This is a genomic window from Burkholderia anthinoferrum, assembly GCF_002925705.1.
GTDB classification, from domain to species: domain Bacteria; phylum Pseudomonadota; class Gammaproteobacteria; order Burkholderiales; family Burkholderiaceae; genus Burkholderia; species Burkholderia semiarida.
Genome location: NZ_LFZP01000052.1, coordinates 12,517 through 29,791, shown reverse-complemented (window position 1 = coordinate 29,791; position 17,275 = coordinate 12,517). Strand labels below are relative to the sequence as shown.

At 68.4% G+C, this 17,275-nt stretch carries 18 protein-coding genes; 8 read left to right on the top strand and 10 right to left on the bottom strand.

Going from position 1 to position 17,275, the window contains the following annotated elements; all coding sequences use genetic code 11:
* Window positions 1–48: 48 nt before the first annotated feature.
* The 4 genes from C5F75_RS22790 (at window position 49) to C5F75_RS22775 (ending at window position 3,771) form a co-directional block, all read left to right on the top strand.
* Window positions 49–384 carry a c-type cytochrome gene (locus C5F75_RS22790; protein WP_047852887.1) on the top strand — a complete coding sequence of 112 codons (336 nt, stop codon included), beginning with the start codon at window positions 49–51 and terminating at the stop codon, window positions 382–384.
* Window positions 385–406: 22 nt separating this feature from the next.
* Complete coding sequence (locus tag C5F75_RS22785; protein WP_104012776.1) at window positions 407–1,435, top strand: LOG family protein; 1,029 nt, start codon at window positions 407–409, stop codon at window positions 1,433–1,435.
* Window positions 1,436–1,574: 139 nt separating this feature from the next.
* The gene (locus tag C5F75_RS22780; RefSeq protein ID WP_046546559.1) at window positions 1,575–1,799 is read left to right on the top strand and encodes a hypothetical protein; all 225 of its coding nucleotides are present in this window, start codon (window positions 1,575–1,577) and stop codon (window positions 1,797–1,799) included.
* Window positions 1,800–2,004: 205 nt separating this feature from the next.
* The gene (locus C5F75_RS22775) at window positions 2,005–3,771 is read left to right on the top strand and encodes a SulP family inorganic anion transporter (RefSeq protein WP_104012775.1); all 1,767 of its coding nucleotides are present in this window, start codon (window positions 2,005–2,007) and stop codon (window positions 3,769–3,771) included.
* Window positions 3,772–3,869: 98 nt separating this feature from the next.
* On the opposite strand, the gene C5F75_RS22770 is transcribed toward C5F75_RS22775, so the two are convergent.
* The gene (locus C5F75_RS22770) at window positions 3,870–4,109 is read right to left on the bottom strand and encodes a hypothetical protein (RefSeq protein ID WP_104012774.1); all 240 of its coding nucleotides are present in this window, start codon (window positions 4,107–4,109) and stop codon (window positions 3,870–3,872) included.
* 50 nt (window positions 4,110–4,159) lie between these two features.
* The gene (locus C5F75_RS22765) at window positions 4,160–4,810 is read right to left on the bottom strand and encodes a BON domain-containing protein (protein WP_039353456.1); all 651 of its coding nucleotides are present in this window, start codon (window positions 4,808–4,810) and stop codon (window positions 4,160–4,162) included.
* Window positions 4,811–5,040: 230 nt separating this feature from the next.
* Between C5F75_RS22765 and C5F75_RS22760 the strand changes: the two genes are divergently transcribed.
* Window positions 5,041–5,706 (top strand): nitroreductase family protein, encoded by a 666-nt coding sequence (locus C5F75_RS22760; protein ID WP_104012773.1) that lies wholly within the window; start codon window positions 5,041–5,043, stop codon window positions 5,704–5,706.
* A gap of 105 nt (window positions 5,707–5,811) precedes the next feature.
* Here the strand turns inward: C5F75_RS22760 and C5F75_RS22755 are convergent, their stop codons facing one another.
* The 4 genes from C5F75_RS22755 to C5F75_RS22740 form a co-directional block, all read right to left on the bottom strand.
* Window positions 5,812–6,246 (bottom strand): Hsp20/alpha crystallin family protein, encoded by a 435-nt coding sequence (locus tag C5F75_RS22755; RefSeq protein ID WP_046546555.1) that lies wholly within the window; start codon window positions 6,244–6,246, stop codon window positions 5,812–5,814.
* A 180-nt stretch (window positions 6,247–6,426) separates the two neighbouring features.
* Entirely contained in the window at window positions 6,427–6,702 is a 276-nt protein-coding gene (locus C5F75_RS22750) for a DUF1488 family protein (protein WP_104012772.1), read from the bottom strand.
* A 65-nt stretch (window positions 6,703–6,767) separates the two neighbouring features.
* Entirely contained in the window at window positions 6,768–7,238 is a 471-nt protein-coding gene (locus tag C5F75_RS22745; RefSeq protein ID WP_047852893.1) for a universal stress protein, read from the bottom strand.
* 143 nt (window positions 7,239–7,381) lie between these two features.
* A complete protein-coding gene (locus C5F75_RS22740) occupies window positions 7,382–7,855 on the bottom strand; it encodes a hypothetical protein (RefSeq protein WP_104012771.1) in 474 nt (157 codons plus the stop codon).
* A 349-nt stretch (window positions 7,856–8,204) separates the two neighbouring features.
* Here C5F75_RS22740 and C5F75_RS22735 point away from each other — a divergent pair, with 349 nt between their 5' ends.
* Window positions 8,205–9,155: a universal stress protein gene (locus tag C5F75_RS22735; protein ID WP_046547312.1), complete on the top strand. Its 951-nt coding sequence runs from the start codon at window positions 8,205–8,207 to the stop codon at window positions 9,153–9,155.
* Window positions 9,156–9,165: 10 nt separating this feature from the next.
* Here C5F75_RS22735 and C5F75_RS22730 read toward each other — a convergent pair whose 3' ends face one another.
* Window positions 9,166–11,457 (bottom strand): heavy metal translocating P-type ATPase, encoded by a 2,292-nt coding sequence (locus tag C5F75_RS22730; RefSeq protein WP_104012881.1) that lies wholly within the window; start codon window positions 11,455–11,457, stop codon window positions 9,166–9,168.
* A gap of 228 nt (window positions 11,458–11,685) precedes the next feature.
* Between C5F75_RS22730 and C5F75_RS22725 the strand changes: the two genes are divergently transcribed.
* Together C5F75_RS22725 and C5F75_RS22720 are read left to right on the top strand one after the other, a co-directional pair.
* Complete coding sequence (locus tag C5F75_RS22725) at window positions 11,686–12,303, top strand: hypothetical protein (RefSeq protein WP_104012770.1); 618 nt, start codon at window positions 11,686–11,688, stop codon at window positions 12,301–12,303.
* 479 nt (window positions 12,304–12,782) lie between these two features.
* The gene (locus C5F75_RS22720) at window positions 12,783–14,387 is read left to right on the top strand and encodes a bifunctional aminoglycoside phosphotransferase/ATP-binding protein (protein WP_104012880.1); all 1,605 of its coding nucleotides are present in this window, start codon (window positions 12,783–12,785) and stop codon (window positions 14,385–14,387) included.
* A 70-nt stretch (window positions 14,388–14,457) separates the two neighbouring features.
* Here the strand turns inward: C5F75_RS22720 and C5F75_RS22715 are convergent, their stop codons facing one another.
* The 3 genes from C5F75_RS22715 to C5F75_RS22695 all read right to left on the bottom strand — a co-directional run bounded on the left by C5F75_RS22715 (window position 14,458) and on the right by C5F75_RS22695 (window position 17,208).
* Entirely contained in the window at window positions 14,458–14,907 is a 450-nt protein-coding gene (locus C5F75_RS22715; RefSeq protein ID WP_060009641.1) for a CBS domain-containing protein, read from the bottom strand.
* 189 nt (window positions 14,908–15,096) lie between these two features.
* A complete protein-coding gene (locus C5F75_RS22705; protein WP_060009636.1) occupies window positions 15,097–15,567 on the bottom strand; it encodes a hypothetical protein in 471 nt (156 codons plus the stop codon).
* 381 nt (window positions 15,568–15,948) lie between these two features.
* Window positions 15,949–17,208, bottom strand: a complete 1,260-nt coding sequence (locus tag C5F75_RS22695; RefSeq protein WP_060009828.1) for an ABC transporter ATP-binding protein — start codon at window positions 17,206–17,208, stop codon at window positions 15,949–15,951.
* Window positions 17,209–17,275: the final 67 nt, after the last annotated feature.

Here is a 17,275-nt window from a genome sequence, read left to right as displayed (position 1 = left end):
CGCCTTGCGGCGCGATGCGGCTCTTTCGATCCGGACAAGGAAAACGACATGAACCTCCTGCGTAACGCCGCCTTCTGCGTGATCGCCGCGGCGGCCCACCCGGCCACCGCGCAGACGGCCGTGCCCGAGCCGACCGATCTCGTCAATGCGCAGCACTGCATGTTCTGCCACACGTCCGACATGACGTTCCTCGGGCCATCGTTCCACGACATCGCGCAGCGCTACCGCGGCGATCCGGCGGCCGTGCCGGAACTGGAACGCAAGCTGCGCGTCGGCGGCCGCGTGCACTGGGGCGACACGCCGATGCCGTCCGCCGAGGATCGCGGCGGCCCGCTGTCCGCCGACGACGCGCACCAGCTCGTGCAGTGGGTGCTCAGCCAGTAACCGGCCCGCCGGCCCGCCGCTCATGTCGACCGTCGTCAAACGCATTCCCGCCGGTACCGCACGCGGTGAAGTGCGCCGCCGTACTGCAGGCGACCCGATGCCGGCGGACACGCGCGGCCGGCGCACCCGCACGCGCCCCGCTGCGATCGTGGGCCACGACGGCGCCGGGCGCCGCCCGCGTCGCGCGCCGCCGCACGCGCAACGCGCGAACTGCACGCCCGCCGACGACGATGCCACCATCCTGCAGCGCACGGGCATGCGCGGCATCCGGCTGCAACTCGACTACTGGAAGGCCGAGGAACGCCTGCAGAACGAACGCATCGGCCATGCCGTCGTGATCTACGGCAGCACGCGCATCGTTGCTCCTGCCGTCGCGAACGCGCGGCTGAACGAAGCCAATCGCCTGCTCGCGGCGCGTCCGCACGATGCGGGCCGGCGTCGTGCCGTCGCGGCGGCGAGCCGGCTCGTCGAGCACAGCGTGTATTACCGCGTCGCGCGCGAATTCGGGCGCATCGTCGGCCACGTCGACCGGTGCACGCGCACCGCGCGGCTCGCCATCGTCACCGGCGGCGGCCCCGGCATCATGGAGGCCGCGAATCGCGGCGCGTACGAGCGCGGCGCGCCGAGCATCGGCTTCAACATCGAGCTGCCGCGCGAACAGGCGCCGAATCCGTACATCACGCCCGATCTCTGCTTCCGGTTTCACTATTTCGCGATCCGCAAGCTGCACCTGCTCGAACGCGCGAAGGCGGCGGTATTTTTCCCGGGCGGCTACGGCACGTTCGACGAGCTGTTCGAGGTCCTGACGCTGCTGCAAACGCGCAAGATCCCGCCGCTGCCGGTCATCCTCGTCGGCGAAGCGTACTGGCGCCGCGCGGTGGACCTGGCCTTCCTCGCCGACGAAGGGATGATCGACCGCAGCGATCTCGACCTGTTCACGTACTGCGAATCCGCCCCCGACATCTGGCGCGCGATCGGCGGCTGGTATGCGCGGCGGCGCACGGCGCGGCCGGTGCGCCGCCGCACGAAGCCGAAACCGCGTGCCATGTAGGAATCTGCCGACGCCCGCTGAACGATTCCTACCGCAGCTTCGGGGCATGCCGATTGAATCGCGCCGGCGCGGCAACGATACTGAATTCATGGATCACGGCTGCGCGGCATCCGGATTCCGGGCCCTCAGGAGAGTCGTCATGTCATACGCTACCCATCTTCCCGATCCGGGCGATCAGGCCGGCCGCACCGACGCAGCCGCGCTCGACACGCAGGCGCTCGTCGCCCTCGCACGCGACGCCGGCATGCTCGTGATCCTCGACGGCCAGATCGGGCGCGAGCGGTACGAAAGCGTGACGGGATCGATCGCCACGCTGGCGCGCTTCGCGCAGGCGCTGCAACTGTCGGTGCGCAAGGCCGCCTGAGGCCGCTTGAAACTGCTTGAAGCCGCGCATCGCCGTGCCGTGCCGCCGGCATCCGGTGCAGCGGCAGCGGCCTTGCCGCCCGACGCAATGACCCCTGTCGCCCTGCCGTTTCGCACGTCTGCCCGGGCTGGCCGCCGCCCGGCGACCGTGCGCCGGGCGGCCCCGGCCCTCCCGCTCGCCCGGACGGCTCCGGCATGAAGCCGCCATGAACCGGCCCCTTTCCGCCCGCGTCGCCCACCTGTTCCCGGGCGTCGCGCTGCTCGCGAACTACCGTCGCGCATGGCTCCCGCGTGATCTCTACGCGGGCATCGCGCTGTCGGCCGTGCTGGTGCCCGTCGGCATGAGCTATGCCGAGGCGGCCGGCCTGCCCGCCATCACGGGGCTCCATGCGTCGATCGCCGCGTTGCTCGCGTATGCGCTGCTCGGCCCGAGCCGGATCCTCGTCCTCGGCCCGGATTCGGCGCTGGCCGCGCTGATTGCCGGCGCCATCGCCCCGCTCGCCGGTCACGATCCGCAACGCGCGATCGCGCTCGCCGGCGCGCTGGCGCTGTCGGCCGGCACGATCTGCATCCTGCTCGGCGCGCTCCGCCTCGGCTTCGTCACCGATCTGCTGTCGCGTCCGATCCAGTACGGCTACCTGAACGGCATCGCCATTGCGCTCGCGATCGGCCGGTTGCCGGAACTGCTGGGCATGCCGGTATCGGGCGGCGACGTGTTCACCAGCGTGCCGCGCATCGTGCAGGCGCTCTCCGGACACCGGTTCTCCGTTGCCGCGACCGCGCTGGGCATCGGTACGCTCGCCATCATTTTCCTGATGAAACGCACGATGCCGCGTGCGCCCGGCGTGTTGATCGCGGTGCTGGCGGCAACCGTCGTCGCGCAGGTGCCGCCGTTGCACGGCGCGGCAACGATCGGCGCCCTGCCTGCCGGCGCGCCCGTACCGCATCTGCCGGCCGTGTCCGTTGCCGACCTGGTCGCGCTAGCGTCCGGCGCGATCGCCGTCGCGCTGGTGTCGTTCGCCGACATCAGCATGCTGTCGCGCGCACTGTCCACTCGCGCGGGCGATACGCCGGACCGCAACCAGGAACTGCTCGCACTGGGCGCCGCCAATCTGCTGGCCGGCGTGATGCAAGGGTGCGCGGTCAGCAGCAGCGCATCGCGTACGCCCGTCGCGATCGCCGCCGGTGCGCAAAGCCAGGTCACGAATCTGGTCGCGGCAGCCTGCATCGCGCTCCTGCTCGCCGCCGCCCCGGCGCTGCTGACCCTCGTGCCGCGCGCGGCGCTGGCCGCCGTCGTGATCTACGCGGCGTTCGCCATCGCGGACGTCCGCAGCGTCGTGCGGCTGTACCGGATGCGCCGCGGCGAATGCCTGATTTCCGTGCTGTGCTTCGCCGGCGTGATCGGCATGGGCGTCGTGCCCGGCATCCTGCTCGCCAGCGCGCTGTCGCTGCTGTCGTTCGTGTGGCGCGCGTGGCATCCGTACGATGCGGTGCTGGGCCGGCTCGCCGGCGTGCGCGGCTATCACGACGTCGCGCGGCATCCGGACGCCGTGCTGATACCGGGGCTCCTGCTGTTCCGCTGGGATGCGCCGCTCTTCTACGCGAACGTCGAGATTTTCTGCGAGCATCTGCACGCGGCGATCGCGAAGTCGGCATTCCCGGTTGCGCGCGTCGTCATCGCGGCCGAGCCCGTCACCGATATCGACGTCAGCGCCGCGGACCGGCTCGTGGTGCTGGGCGAGGAACTCCGGGAACGGAAGATCGCGCTGGACTTCGCGGAAATGAAGGGCCCGGTGAAGGATCGCCTGCGCGCCTACGGGCTGTACGACGCATTCGGCCCCGCCTGTTTCTTTCCGACCGTGACCGACGCCGTCGCGCATCATGTCGGGCGGCAACGCAGGCATGCGCGCGACGACGAACCGGTCCCGCGCGCCGCGCCGCCGCGTGCCACCCGTGATCGGTCGGACGGCTAGGCACGTCGATGTCGATGCGCACGCGATGCGACGCCGGTTGCGTCACGTGGCGAACGAAACGCCGGCACCCGTGCGACATGCGCACGGGTGCCGCGACCTCAAACCGTGAACGTGTTCGACTTCATCATCTCGACCCACGTCATCCCGGCGCGCAGCCCGTCGATCACGGCTTCGCGCTCGGTGTCGTGGGCCCGGCTGTGCGCGAACGTACGCTCGCACGCGCCCTCCGGCGACACCAGCGTCACGTGGATCCTGCAACGATAGCCGCCCGTTCCGGCGGCGATCGTCTCGATCGCCACCGACCAGTCCGCGTCGTGCACCTCGCCTGACAGTGTCATTTGACTCCTCCTTCCGCGCGGACCGCGCATCCGGTTGCCGCTCGCCGGCGTTACTCGACGACCAGGTCGTCGACGACGGCACGCACGCCGCGCGCCGACCATGCCGCCCCGCGCACGGCCTTGCGCTCGGAGAACGAGCCGACCTTGCCGGACAGCCGCACCGTGCCGTCGCGCACCTCGATCGCGATGTGCTTCGCCTCGCGCTCCGCATGGCGCATGATCGCGCGCTTGATGTTGCCGCCGATGTCGGCCGAGCCGATCGTCCCCTGCACCGCGATATGGTCGGTCACGCCGGTCACGCTGCGCATCTGCGAGATCGCCCGCACGGCAAGGTGGCTCTGGTACGCCCATTCGACCCTGCCGGACAGCGTGATCCAGCCGTGTTCGACCTGCACCTTCACCGCGTCGTCGTGCAGCCCGACCGTCCAGTGCAGCACCGAACGCACCGCGTTCGCGATGTCCTCGTCGGTGCGGACGTCGTCGTCCGGCAGATGCACGGTCATGTCGACGACGAGCGCCTTGACGCCGGCCACGCGGTTCGCCGCCCGCTCGATCGCCAGCTTCTCCGCATAGCTCGGCGGATGACCCGAGAGCGTCACGATCCGGTTGACCACCTCGACACCGATACGTGTCGCGTCGATCGCCGGGTCGGACTCCAGTTCGTCCTGAACGTCCTGCTTCAACTGCTTGTCGGTCTTCATCGCCTGCACTCCTGTGAGCCGCGGCGCGCCAGTCCGCCGCACATCCCCAGATTCGCACACGCGCGGCCGGGGATCGCTGATGCAGGTCAACGGACGCCGCTCGACGCGCGTCGCAGCCCGCCGGAGCACCGCTTGACGGAGGTCAAGCCGATGCGGCCCGGCCGTCTTATCGTGAAATCGCCGATGCGCGACGTCCCAGGCAAGCACGGCGATGCTCCAAGGAGACTCACATGACGGAACAGCAACTGTTGGCCTATTCGCCGGCGCCGCCGGCACGGCCGGTATCGCCACAGGGCGAATCCCCGGCCCTCATCGACCTGCCGCATCCGGACCTCGACAGCGGCCCGCCCTTGATGACGGCACTCGCAGCCAGAATGAGCGCCCGCGAATTCGCCGCCACGCCGCTGCCGCCCGCGACGCTCGGCGCGATGCTGTGGGCCGCGGACGGCGTCAACCGGCCCGCCGGCGGCGGCCGCACGGCGCCGTCCGCGCATGCGTTCAACGAAATCGACGTGTACGTCGCGCTGCCGTGCGGCGTCTATCGCTATGACGCGCCCGCGCACCGGCTCGTGCTGAAACACGCGATGGATGCCCGCAACCTCACGGGTTACCAGGACTTCGTCGGCCGCGCGCCGCTGGATCTCGTCTACGTCGTGCGCACCTCGCCGATCCTCGACATGCCGCCGCATCAGCGCGACGTGTTCTCGGCGATCACGGCCGGCGCCATCGCGCAGAACGTGTCGCTCTACTGCGCGGCCGCCGGGCTCGGCACCGTCGTACGCGGCTGGATCAACCACCGCGCGCTTGCCGATGCGCTGCGGCTGAACGAGGACGAACTCCCGATCCTCGCGCAGACGGTGGGCTACCGGGCCGGCGGCACGGGATCTCACGCGTGAGCGTTCGCGCGACCGCTTCAATGAAGACGGCGCGCGGATCGCTCCGCGCGCCGGTATCCCTCTTCGGACGACGCGTGCCAGCATCGCCCGCTGCCTGCTGTCCGATCAGCTGATGGCCAGCTTCTTCTGCGCGACCGGCGCCTTCTTCGGGAGCGTCAGCGACAGCACGCCGTCCTGGTAAGTCGCCGTTGCATTCGCGTCGTCGATCTCGCCCGACAGCGAGAACGAACGGCTGATCGCACCGCTGTAGCGCTCGCGCCGGATCACGCGTTCGCCCTCCTTCTGCTCCTTGTTGCGCTCGATCTTCGCGTTGATCGATACGGTGCTGCCCGTCACCTGGACGTCGATGTCGTCCTTGGCGACGCCCGGCAGTTCCGCGTTGACCTTGTACGCCTCGTCGCTTTCCGTCACGTCGATCTTCATCGAGGCCAGATCGGGCTCGTCCGTCAGCGTCATTCCGCGCAGCGGCCTGAACAGCCCCTGAAACAGGTCGGCGACGGGTTCGATCGAAAACGGATCGTAACGCGTGACATTGCTCATGGTTCGCACTCCTTGAACGATAGACAAGCGGCCCGCGCGTTCGTCCCGCCCGCGCGACGCCATGATGAAGACCGGATTGGCACGGCACCGTGTGCCGCACAACGGACGAACGATCATCAGGATTCCAGCGTAACTGCCCGTATCGGCACGCGCTTGATGCGCGTCAACGACTGCGGGCGCTCACGTACAGAACCGGAAATAGCCGCTGTGAAGCAGGATCGGCCGCCCGCCCATCTCCTCGAGCAGGCAGCGTGCGGCGCGCTCGATCGCGGGACGGTGGCGGGCAAACGCCTCCACGAGATCCTGCTCGCGCGGCGACGCCGCGCGGAAGTGATCCTCCAGCGCTTCCGCGGTAATCGCGCAGCGCACGCGGTGGCCTTCGACCAGCGCCGGAAAGGTCAGTGCCGGATCCAGGCCGCAATACGCCGGATGTTCGGAAGGAAACGAGATCTGCATGATGGTCACCTCGGCAGGTTGCGCACGGGCAGGCGCCGGCTGGCGGCGCTGCGTGCATGGCGGCCCTACGCCGCCGCCGCGGCCGGTGCGGCGTCGGTGCCGCGCATGAGCAGGACCGGACAGCTCGATCCGCGCAGGAACCGTTCGGCGACGCTGCCGAGGAACAGCCGCCGGACCCCGCGCCGCCCGTGAGTGCCGACCACCGCGAGATCGATCGACCGTTCGGCGACGTAGCGCTGCAGCCGTTCGGCGATACTCTCGCCAAGCTCGGTCTCGACGAGTTCCGTCTCGCCGTTGACTGCCGCGTGCGCGATGGTTCGTTCCGCTTGTCGCAGGACCGACGCGCCGTCGCGCCGGATCTCGGCGAGCAATGCATCCGGATCCAGGCGCCCGCTGTAAGTGATCAGCAGCGATTTGTCGACGACGAAAACGGCGAACAGGCGGGCACCGCACGATCGCGCCACCTTCAAGCCCTCGTCGAGCGCGCGTTGCGATGAAGGACTGCCGTCCACGGCGACCATGATGTTCGTGTACATACCGACCTCGCTGGATGAACCGACGCGCCGGCGGCGTTCGGCATGGTTTTCATCTTCGGCGTTCGCCGGAAGCGGGCGTTGACGGAGGTCAACGGTTCGGAATCACGCGGAAACCGGCACGCGAGCGGCCGCGAGACGCCGGATCATCGCGGCACGACGGGCGCCGTCGGCGCGTCGGACGAACGCGCCGGGTTCCCGTATGACCGGAAGCCCCGCTCGATGTCGAGGATCTTCGTCGCGCACGCGTCGTACCGCCAGCCCGGGCCGCCGTCGCTGGCGTACATGCCCTTGCACATCGCCTTGAGCCGGATCACCGACGCGCCGCCCGACGCCGTGCGGGAGGCCCACAGATACACTTCTCCGGCCAGAAACGGCGCCGCCGTTTCGATCGTGTCCGTATCGGCGCGCGTGATCCGGGTCGACGAATGCGCTTCGACGTAGCGGCGTGCGAAGTGCCATGCGCGGTCGCATTCGGCAGGCGTCGAACACTGCAGCACCGCGACCTGGCGCGTCGCGAACAACTGCGTTTCCGTCGACCGGAAGGCCGCGTTCCGTTCCGCGCCGGCGCACGCGGCCAATGCAAGGAGCACGCCGACCGCCCACCCCCGTTGTTTCATCGCCCCGCCCCGCAACACATTGAGTTCCGCTCGCAATCGGGCGGCATGAACATGCTCGGCGCGAATCCGGCCGTGCGATGGCTGAGCGCCCGCAATCAGCGCGCGGTCATGTGCCGCATCGCCCGAATCGACTGTATGACCGCCATCGGGAATGCGGTTGACCTGCGTCAATCGCCCGCCGGTGCGGGGCGGAGAGCACGAGCGGGAAGGATGCCGAAGACGGGGAACCGGTCACCCTGCCCTGTTGCACCGCGAAGACAAGCGTGCTTGACGAAGGTCAAGCCGGGAAGAACCGGACGCGCGAAAAATTACCGTGCACACGATCGTCGGTCGCCACCGGGAGACATTCATGAACACCGGCACTTCACCCGTCCAGGCAGTCCAGGCTCCCCAACGGGTGCTGATCGCCATCGACGGTTCGAACGCATCCGCTCACGCACTCGCGTATGCCAAAGCGCTCGTTCCAGCGAATGCAGCCGTGCATATCGTCAGCGTTGCGGAAAATCCGAGAACGCTTGTCCCGCTCGGCTCGAAAGCCATGGCGTTCCTCGAATCGGCGCGCGTCGAGTTGCTCAGGGATGCATCCGATGCGCTGTCGCGCGCCAAAGCCGCAATGGATCGCGACGACCTCGCCATCGACACGGAAGTCATCGACCTGGCCGCCCGCGGCGGGGATATCGTGCATGCGCTGACCGACAGCGTGCAAGCCTGGCAGGCCGAACTCCTGATCATCGGCGCACGTCAGCATCATGGCTTGCTCAGATGGGTCGAAGGAACGGTTTCCGGCCCGCTCGGCAAACTCGTTCCCTGCCCGCTTCTCATCGTTCCAGAAGGATTCGCGTCGGTTGCCGAGCACCTGCCGACGCGAATGCTGTTCGCCGTCGACGGAAGCGCAATGGCACTCGACGCATTGCGGACCGGGTTGACATTCTCTCGACCCGACACTGAATTTCGTGCGATATATGTGGTTGATCGTCCCCCTGCGCTGGGTGACTTCGTCCTTGGCGGGGCACTGGAAGATGCATTGATCGGCGAAGGCAACCATGCACTGCAGGGCGCGACGGCCCTCCTCGATGGCGCAGCCGGACACGCGCAGTCGCAGCTGATTCAAACGGATCGAATCGACGCGGACGTTTCTCGTCTGATCGTGCGCGACGCGATCGAATGGAATGCAGACATGATCGTCATGGGCACTCATGGACGGCGAGGCGTCACGGGCTGGCTCGTCGGCAGCGTGGCCGGACGCGTTGCGCGGATCACGAAGACGCCACTCCTTCTCGTGCCCGCGCCGAGTGCATGACGCCTTCTCGTCACGCCTCCGTTCCCACGGCATGGAACAGCTCCTCTTCCTGAGCGCAATGCAGGCGTACGATCGCTTCCAGCCCGTACAGCAAACGCTGTATCGCCTGAACCTGCATGCTGCTCACGTCGTCGCGCGGCACGTCCTCGACCATCTGCCTGAGCGATCGGACCATCTTGAAGATCTCCCGGTGGGCGCCGCTCATCGCGGAGAGCGGATCCTCGCCGCCAAGCAGCGGAGCCAGGCGCGCATAGACTTCGAGATCGTCGGCACGTTCGTGCGGCAGCAGCCGTTCGTCGAGTGAGTCGATGACTTGCACCAGCTCCCGGGTGATGGCTCCCGCGGAAAGTTGCGGCAAGCGATCCGCCAGATCCCTGATCCGGTCGAGCAACGGCGACAATGCCGCATGCTCGCGCTTGAGCTGCTCGACGTCGAGGTCGGCCGGCCGGGCGCTCGTCCGCCTCGCGGGCACCAGCAACACGCGCAACGCATTGACGATGACGACGACGTCGATGACTTCCTGAACGACCGCACCTGCGATCGGTTGCAGGAATCCGGCGGCAGCAATCGTCATTGCAGCAAACGACAGCGACATACCTGCCACCACGCTTTCGAGCGCGATACGGCGTGACCGTCGTGCGATACGGATCGCATCGACGAGTCGGTCCAGCCGATCCACCAGCAGTACCACGTCGGCTGCTTCGGAAGACGCCGCGGCCCCCCGCGCGCCCATCGCGATACCGACGTCGGCCGCCGCGAGTGCCGGTGCATCGTTCACTCCATCGCCGACCATGATCGTCACGCCGTCCTTCCGGGCAGCCTCGATGGCGGCAAGCTTGTCCGTAGGCGTCTGCTCGGCGCGCACGTCGGTGACACCCAGCAGCTCGCCCACGGCCTGTGCAATGTCACGCCGGTCGCCCGTCAGCATGACGAGGCGCTCGACGCCCTCGCGTTTCAGTAACCGCAATGCCCTTGGCGTTTCCAGTCGCAGCTGGTCGGCCATCTGAATCGCGCCGGTCATCACGCCATCCACGCCGACGAATACGGCAGCCCCGCCCTCGGCCGCGATCCGCCTCAGGAACGCGTCGCTCCACGGTTCAACCGTCGATCTGGCGGAAACGTACTCGAACTTGCCGATCGCGACCGTCCGATCGTCGACCCGGCCCGTCACGCCCTCACCCGCCGTTTCCACGACGGCCGACGGCGGCGACAGATCGATGCCACGTTCGCGTGCGGCGATCGTCAGCGCATCCGAAATGACGTGACCTGATGCCTGGGCCAACGACGCCGCCCAACGCAGCACATCGTCCGTTGCGATGCCCCCGCCGCATTCGATCGAAACGATACGCGCCTGCCCTCCGGTCAACGTCCCTGTTTTGTCGAAGAACAGAATCGACGCTTGAGCCAGGCGTTCCAGCGCACCGCCGCCCTTGACCAGCACGCCGCGTCTCGAACAACGCGACATGCCCGACACAATTGCGACCGGAACCGCGAGAATCAACGGACAAGGCGTGGCGACGACGAGCACGGCGAGCGCACGAGCGACATCGCCGGTCATCAGCCAGGAGAGCCCCGCGACGAAAAGCGAGGCCAGTACGAAAAGCGCGGCGTAGCGATCCGCGAGACGCACGGACGGACTGCGCTCGCGTTGCGCGCGTTCGACCATGCGGACGATGCCGGCAAACGTACTGTCGCCTGCCGTCGTGCGAGCGACCATTTCGAACGGCGCGCCGACGTTGACCACGCCGCTGCACGCGCTTTCTCCGGCACGTCGCGACTGGTTGGACGACTCGCCCGTCAGCATGGATTCGTCGAGTTCCGCGTCATCGCTCAACGTGCCGTCGACCGGCACGAACTCGCCGCTTCGCACGAGGAGGCGGTCACCGGGGACGATGGTTTCCAGCGCAACGGAGCGCCATTCGCCGTTCTCGAACCGGGTTGCCCGTCGAGGGGCGCGGCCGAGCAGCGCGGTCATCTCGCGTTGCGCGCGGTGCTGCGCATACTGTTCCAGCGCGCGGCCGCTAGCCAGCATCAACGCGATCACTGCCGCTGTCAGGGTCTCGTCCAGCACGATCGCGAGCCCGATCGCCAGCCACGCGAGCACGTCGATGCCGGCCTGGCGCCTCGCCACGGCTTTTGCTAGCGATACCGTCAACGCGAGCAGGATCGGCAACGTACCCGCCAGCCAAGCGATTCGCGCGAGCGACGGCAGTCCGAACGCCATGCACACGCCTCCCGAGGCGAGCGTGACGGCCGCGACGATCAGCAGCAAGAGGTCGATTGACCAAGGGATTCGAGACATGACGCTTTTTCCGATCACTGGGCATGGACTGGTTTGCACCGCTCGATTCCGGTTGCAGACAGCGTGGCCCCAGTCTAGGAAACGTGGGGGCAAGTCCGTTGACTTGGGTCAGGATGGCGCGCCTGCCGCGAAGCGCCGGCATGACACCTGGCTTGATGTGAGTCAAGCCGCCTGTCCCTTTTCTCAGCAAAATCGAAACGTGACACTGGATAGCGTGGAGCCGATACCGTGCAGACGCTGGCGCTTCTGTTCCTGCTGATTCTTCTGCTGAATCTCGTGCCGGCGTTCGCTCCACCCACCTGGATGGCGATGTCGTGGGTCGGGTTCAATCTGCCTGACGGCAATCCGCTGATCTTTGCCGTCGCAGCGGCAGGCGCGGCAACAACCGGCCGCGTCATCCTCGCCACTTTCGCAAGGTCGCTTGTCCACTCACGCTGGATGCGGGATTCCGACCGCGAGAATATAGACGTCGCCGCACAATGGCTGCACAAGCACCGAACGCTGACCGTCGGCGCGTTCTTCTTCTATGCATTGAGCCCGCTACCGTCGAACTACCTCTTCATCGCATACGGACTTTCCGGGCTGCCGCTCAGAATCATCGCGGCGGCGTTCTTCATCGGCCGCGGAACGACCTATGCGGTCTGGGCGCAACTCGGCCGCTTTGCGTCGACCCGACTGGACCTGGAATCGCAACTCGAAGGCACCTACCTGGGCGGATACTTCATCGTCACGCAACTGGTGTTGCTCGGCGTCGTCTTCGCGTTGATGAAGCTCGATTGGCGCGCGCTCTTCAATGAACACCGGCTGACGTTCCAGCGCGGTCGTGGCCCGCGCAGTTCCGGATGACGTCGGCAGGCGCGCCCCCCGTTCTGCGTACCGCTGGACTCATGCAAACGACGTGGAGACCGCCATGTCCGGAGCAAACGGGTTCACCGTTTCGTTCCCGGCCGGCGTCGCGATTTCGATGACGGCCGGCCTTGCCGACGCACAGCGTCACCAGCCTGCTCGAGGCCTCGCTGTGGATCTGCCCCCCTGTAAATTGTACGAAAATCAAGTGGGTCCAAGACGTGAATGCGGGCGGCGTTGCGTCGATACCGCGGCGGCGCCGGGCCACGGGTAGCCGACCGCGTACGCACCGTCGGTACGCTTGACGCGCATCAAGCCGAAAGGGGCGGCAGTCGGCTGCAATAAGATTCGTCGCACGCGTGCCCCCGGGCCGGCCGGCCCGATCCCTCGACATCGAGCAAACGGGAACGTGCCGTTTCCGTTCGACCGCAACCCGCCGGCGCCGCAGCATGCACGCGCACGGCATCGATCCGTTCACCATGCCCCGAGCACCACGCCTGCCGTTCAAGTCGAGTCGCGGAGCCGCACGACGCGAAACCCTGCAATTCGATCGCGCATTGCGCCGGCCCGCCAACTATCCCCATCCCGCCGGCCGGATCGAACGGATCGAAACGCACCTGTCCGTCGTGTATCTGGCAGGGCGTTATGCATACAAGCGCATCAAGCCCGTCCGCTTCGCGTTCGTCGACCTCGTGCGCCCCGCGCAGCGGCGCCGCTGCGCGCTCGCCGAATGCACGCTCAACCGGCCGTTCGCCGGCCCGCTGTACCTGGGCGTCTGGCCGCTCGTCGCGCAGGGCCGGCGCAGTGCATTCGGCCCGCCCGTGGCGACCGCCGCGCGCCGGCGCCGACACACCGCGGTGCCGGGCGAGCATGTGGTGCGCATGCGCCGGTTCGATGCGGATGCAATGCTGTCGGCACGCAGCGCATCGCACGACGTGGGCCTGACCGATGCGGACGCACTCGCGGTGACGCTGGCTCGCCATCACCTTCACGCGCCCCGCCGTGCGCAGCGCGGCCACCCGGGCAGCGCGGCCAGCGTCGCGGCGCAATGCCGGCCGTTGTGCGACACGCTCGACGTCACCGTGCCCGGGGAAGCCGCGCTGCGCCGCTGGTACGAGGCCGAGCTGGCCCGCATCGCACCGCTGCTCGCCGAGCGGCATGCGCACGGCTTCGTGCGCGCGTGCCACGGCGACCTGCATCTCGACAACGTCGTCCGCTGGCGCAACCGCATCCTGATGTTCGACTGCATCGAATTCGACGACTCGCTGCGCTGGATCGACGTGGCGAGCGATCTCGCGTTTGCGCTGATGGATTATTCCGCCCGCGGGCGAACCGACTGCGCCCACCGTCTCCTGTCCGGATGGCTCGCCCGCACGGGCGACCATGCGGCGCTGGGCGTGCTGCCGTGCTACTTCGTCTATCGCGCGCTGGTGCGGGCAATGACCGCGCGGCTGCGCGGCGACGAAGCGGCGCGCGGCCGCTATCTGCGCGTCGCGTCGGATATGGCGCAGACGCGGCGCGATGCGCAACCCGTGCTGCTTCTGTGCCGCGGCTTGTCCGGCTCGGGCAAGTCGGTGGCCAGCCGCGCGCTGGCGGAACAGATCGGCGCGATCCGGCTGTCCAGCGATGTCGAGCGCAAGCGCGACGCCTGCGCGCCGGAGCACACCCGGCTGCCCGCCACCGCGTACTCGGATACGGCAATCGACGCGACCTACGACAGGCTCCGCGAACAGGCCGGCGTGGTCCTCGCCGGCGGCTACACGGCGATCGTTGACGCGACGTTCCTGCGCCGGCACAACCGGACGGCCTTCATCTCGCTCGCCGCGCAGCTCGGCGCGCGCGTCGCCATTCTCGACTTCACCGCGAGCCGGGCGACGCTCGCCGCGCGTGTCGCGGCCCGGGCCGCGCTCGGGCACGATGCGTCCGACGCCGACACTGCCGTACTGGCCACGCAGATCGCGCATGCCGAGCCGCTGGACGGCTCCGAAGCCGCGATCGCGATCCGGTTCGAGACCGACTGCGATGTCGCGGCATACGGTGACCGCGCATTCTGGGCGCCGTTGTTCGCCGTGCTACGCACATAGCCGCGCGGTGGGTGGCACACCGGGAAACGGCGCCTGCGCCCACGACGGGCGCAGGGCCGGCGACACGTCGTTACGCGCGGAAACGCTGCTCCTCGATCTGCTGCAGCTTGCCGACTTCCGCGACACTGCCGAGCAGCCCCGCCAGATGCTCGACGATATCGTCGAGCGTCACGATGCCGGCGAGACGGCCCTCGTCGTCGACCACCGGCAAGCGCCGGATACCCGACCGGCGCATCTCCTCGAGCGCGACGCCGATCTCGTCGGTATCGGACACGACGACCAGGCCCCGCGACATTCTCTGGCCGGCCGTCACGTCGCCCGGATCGACGCCGCGGGCCATCACCTCGATCACCAGGTCGCGGGCGGTGACGACGCCGATCGGGATGGCATCGCCCTCGCGATACTCGATGACGACGATATCGCCGACATGCGCGTGCCGCATGCGATCGGCCAGTTCGAGCGCACTGCATTCCACGGTGCAGGATTCGACCGGCCGGGTACTGATTCTTCCGATGTGCATGATGAGGCTCCTGTTGCGCTTTCGGTGGAAGCACGCACGCGTATCGCCCGACGGCGGCGGCACGGGCGGCGTCGCGCACTTCGCCCACCTGGGCGGCATGCCCGGCGCGCTCGTTCGTCTCGCCGTCCGGAGAAGACGCGGGAACGTGCACGCGGCGCCTGGTTCCCGCCCTCGGCGGGAACCAGGCGCCTAGATGCTGAGATATCCCTGGAACAGCCACGGCGGGCCGGATCGGTCGCCGGACACACCCGACATGCAGACGCCCGCGGCCGGCGCGCAGATCCCCGAGAAGCCGGGCGAACCGTCCGGCCAGAACGACGGCACGAACGAGAATTCGCCGTTGACCGTCATGACGAAATCGCGGTTGAACGGCGACGGCGCAAAAATCGTCACCTCGCGGAAGAACGGCGTGCCGTCGTGATGCAGCGCGCCGCGCGCGAACGTCCCCCTCGAGTCGTAGCGCGCCGGCAACGCATAGACCCTGCCGCCGCGCTCCACGGTTTCGGCCGGCGTGTACACCAGTTCCACACCCGGATAAGGCAGACGATAAGGCTCGCGGCAAGCCGGGCCGTCGGGCCCGACCACGAGCGGCGGATGCGCCCAGAGCGACAGCGACAACGGGCTCGTGCGCTGTGCGAAATATTCGGAAAGCCAGTTCATGGTCAGTCCTCCCGCGGACGATCGTCGGCGTGCAAGCGCGGGGCCGTCCGGCCGGTTCGGCGCGCTTGCGCCGACGGCCCATCCAGCGTCGCGTGCCCCGCTGCGCCACGCTCGATGTCCGGACGATCGATCTCGCGTCGCCACGCATCGATCGGATGCCTGAACGACGTCGTCGGCGAACGCCCGGTGTGTTCCGGCGCCGGATCGGCAAGCTGCCTGCCGGGGGCATGGTGCGTGCCGCCGCGTCTTGCCGTCGACGATGCCTTCATTCTCGATCGCAGCGCGCGGCGTGCGTTGACGGAAGTCAATGCGCACCGCGCGGCGCGATCGACGTCGACTCGTCACGCCACGCCACGCCGCATTTGACGAGCGCGCGCACGGTCAACGGCCGAACGTGCGCGTATGGTCGTCGTAATCGAACAGCCCGGCGTAGCGGCCCCAGTCGGTCACGACGCGCAACGCCTGATCCGCGCTGCGCGGATCGAGATGATCCTCGAGTTCCAGTTCGAAACGCTCGCGCGGCGCGCGATGCCCGGCGCGCTCGTCCAGTACTTCGTCGATATGCGCGCCAAGCGGCACGAATTTGACGACGTGCTCCCGAAACAGGCGCCGCCGGGCCTCGTCGTCGCTGTGCGCGAACAAGTGGCCCGCCGCGCTCAGCCGGATCGTGCGGTCGTGCCACTCGGCAAAGGCGAGCAGATGGAGCGCCGCGGCGGTCGAATGGAGCGCGTCGGCCCGCAGCGCGAGCGCCGATGCAATCGTGCCGAGTTCCGCATGGCCGTCGTACGGTGCGGTCGCGAGGGTCTCGACGAACCCGGCGAGATGGTGGCTCGTCACGTCGGGCAGCGTCATGGCCAGCGCGCCGCCGGCCGCGTCGCGGGCCTCCGCCGCATCGGCTATGCGGGCGGTCAGCGTCGCGTAGATCTTGCCGACGATCGCCTGGAAGGCCGGGTCATGCCGGCTGCGCGGGCGCGGCAGCGGCACGTTCAGCGCGGCGTCGATGCGGGCCGGGGCGGCGCCGAGCACGAGGATGCGATCGCACATGAGCACGGCTTCCTCGATGTTGTGGGTCACCATCATCACCGACCGGGTCGACAACTGGCGCGCATCCCACAGGTCGAGAAAATCGGTACGCAACGTTTCCGCAGTGAGCACGTCGAGCGCCGAGAACGGTTCGTCCATCAACAGCATGACGGGTTGGCTGACGAGCGCGCGGGCGAACCCGACCCGCTGGCGCATGCCGCCCGACAGTTCGCGCGGATAAGCCGATTCGAAACCGTCGAGCCCGATCAACTCGATCGCGGCGGCGGCCCGTTCGCGCACCTCGCGTGGCGGGAGGCTCAGCGCATCGAGTCCCAGCTCGACGTTTTCGGCGACCGTCAGCCACGGGTACAGCGCGAACGTCTGGAACACCACCGCGATGCCGCCGGTCGGGCCGGCCAGCGGCGCCCCGCAATAAGCGACCGCACCGGACGAGGGCCTGACGAGCCCGCCCGCGATCCGCAGCAGCGTGGACTTGCCCGAGCCGGAGCGGCCGAGGAGCCCCAGTATTTCGCCCTCGCGCAGCGTGAGATCGATATCGGCCAGCACGTGCAGCGGTTCGCCGGACGGCTTCGTGAACGACTTGCAGACGGCGCGCATCTCGAGCACGGCCGGTGTCTGGCCGGACGACGGCGTGGCGGCATTCGCGACATGCGCTTCCTTGCAT

Coding starts and splice junctions, on each gene's coding strand:
- C5F75_RS22695 (WP_060009828.1), bottom strand. CDS start 17,208: ATGCGCGCCGTCTGCAAGTCGTTCACGAAGCCGTCCGGCGAACCGCTG.
- C5F75_RS22780 (WP_046546559.1), top strand. CDS start 1,575: ATGTCATACGCTACCCATCTTCCCGATCCGGGCGATCAGGCCGGCCGC.
- C5F75_RS22775 (WP_104012775.1), top strand. CDS start 2,005: ATGAACCGGCCCCTTTCCGCCCGCGTCGCCCACCTGTTCCCGGGCGTC.
- C5F75_RS22735 (WP_046547312.1), top strand. CDS start 8,205: ATGAACACCGGCACTTCACCCGTCCAGGCAGTCCAGGCTCCCCAACGG.
- C5F75_RS22790 (WP_047852887.1), top strand. CDS start 49: ATGAACCTCCTGCGTAACGCCGCCTTCTGCGTGATCGCCGCGGCGGCC.
- C5F75_RS22720 (WP_104012880.1), top strand. CDS start 12,783: ATGCCCCGAGCACCACGCCTGCCGTTCAAGTCGAGTCGCGGAGCCGCA.
- C5F75_RS22765 (WP_039353456.1), bottom strand. CDS start 4,810: ATGAAGACCGACAAGCAGTTGAAGCAGGACGTTCAGGACGAACTGGAG.
- C5F75_RS22740 (WP_104012771.1), bottom strand. CDS start 7,855: ATGAAACAACGGGGGTGGGCGGTCGGCGTGCTCCTTGCATTGGCCGCG.
- C5F75_RS22760 (WP_104012773.1), top strand. CDS start 5,041: ATGACGGAACAGCAACTGTTGGCCTATTCGCCGGCGCCGCCGGCACGG.
- C5F75_RS22745 (WP_047852893.1), bottom strand. CDS start 7,238: ATGTACACGAACATCATGGTCGCCGTGGACGGCAGTCCTTCATCGCAA.
- C5F75_RS22705 (WP_060009636.1), bottom strand. CDS start 15,567: ATGAACTGGCTTTCCGAATATTTCGCACAGCGCACGAGCCCGTTGTCG.
- C5F75_RS22750 (WP_104012772.1), bottom strand. CDS start 6,702: ATGCAGATCTCGTTTCCTTCCGAACATCCGGCGTATTGCGGCCTGGAT.
- C5F75_RS22755 (WP_046546555.1), bottom strand. CDS start 6,246: ATGAGCAATGTCACGCGTTACGATCCGTTTTCGATCGAACCCGTCGCC.
- C5F75_RS22715 (WP_060009641.1), bottom strand. CDS start 14,907: ATGCACATCGGAAGAATCAGTACCCGGCCGGTCGAATCCTGCACCGTG.
- C5F75_RS22730 (WP_104012881.1), bottom strand. CDS start 11,457: ATGTCTCGAATCCCTTGGTCAATCGACCTCTTGCTGCTGATCGTCGCG.
- C5F75_RS22785 (WP_104012776.1), top strand. CDS start 407: ATGTCGACCGTCGTCAAACGCATTCCCGCCGGTACCGCACGCGGTGAA.
- C5F75_RS22770 (WP_104012774.1), bottom strand. CDS start 4,109: ATGACACTGTCAGGCGAGGTGCACGACGCGGACTGGTCGGTGGCGATC.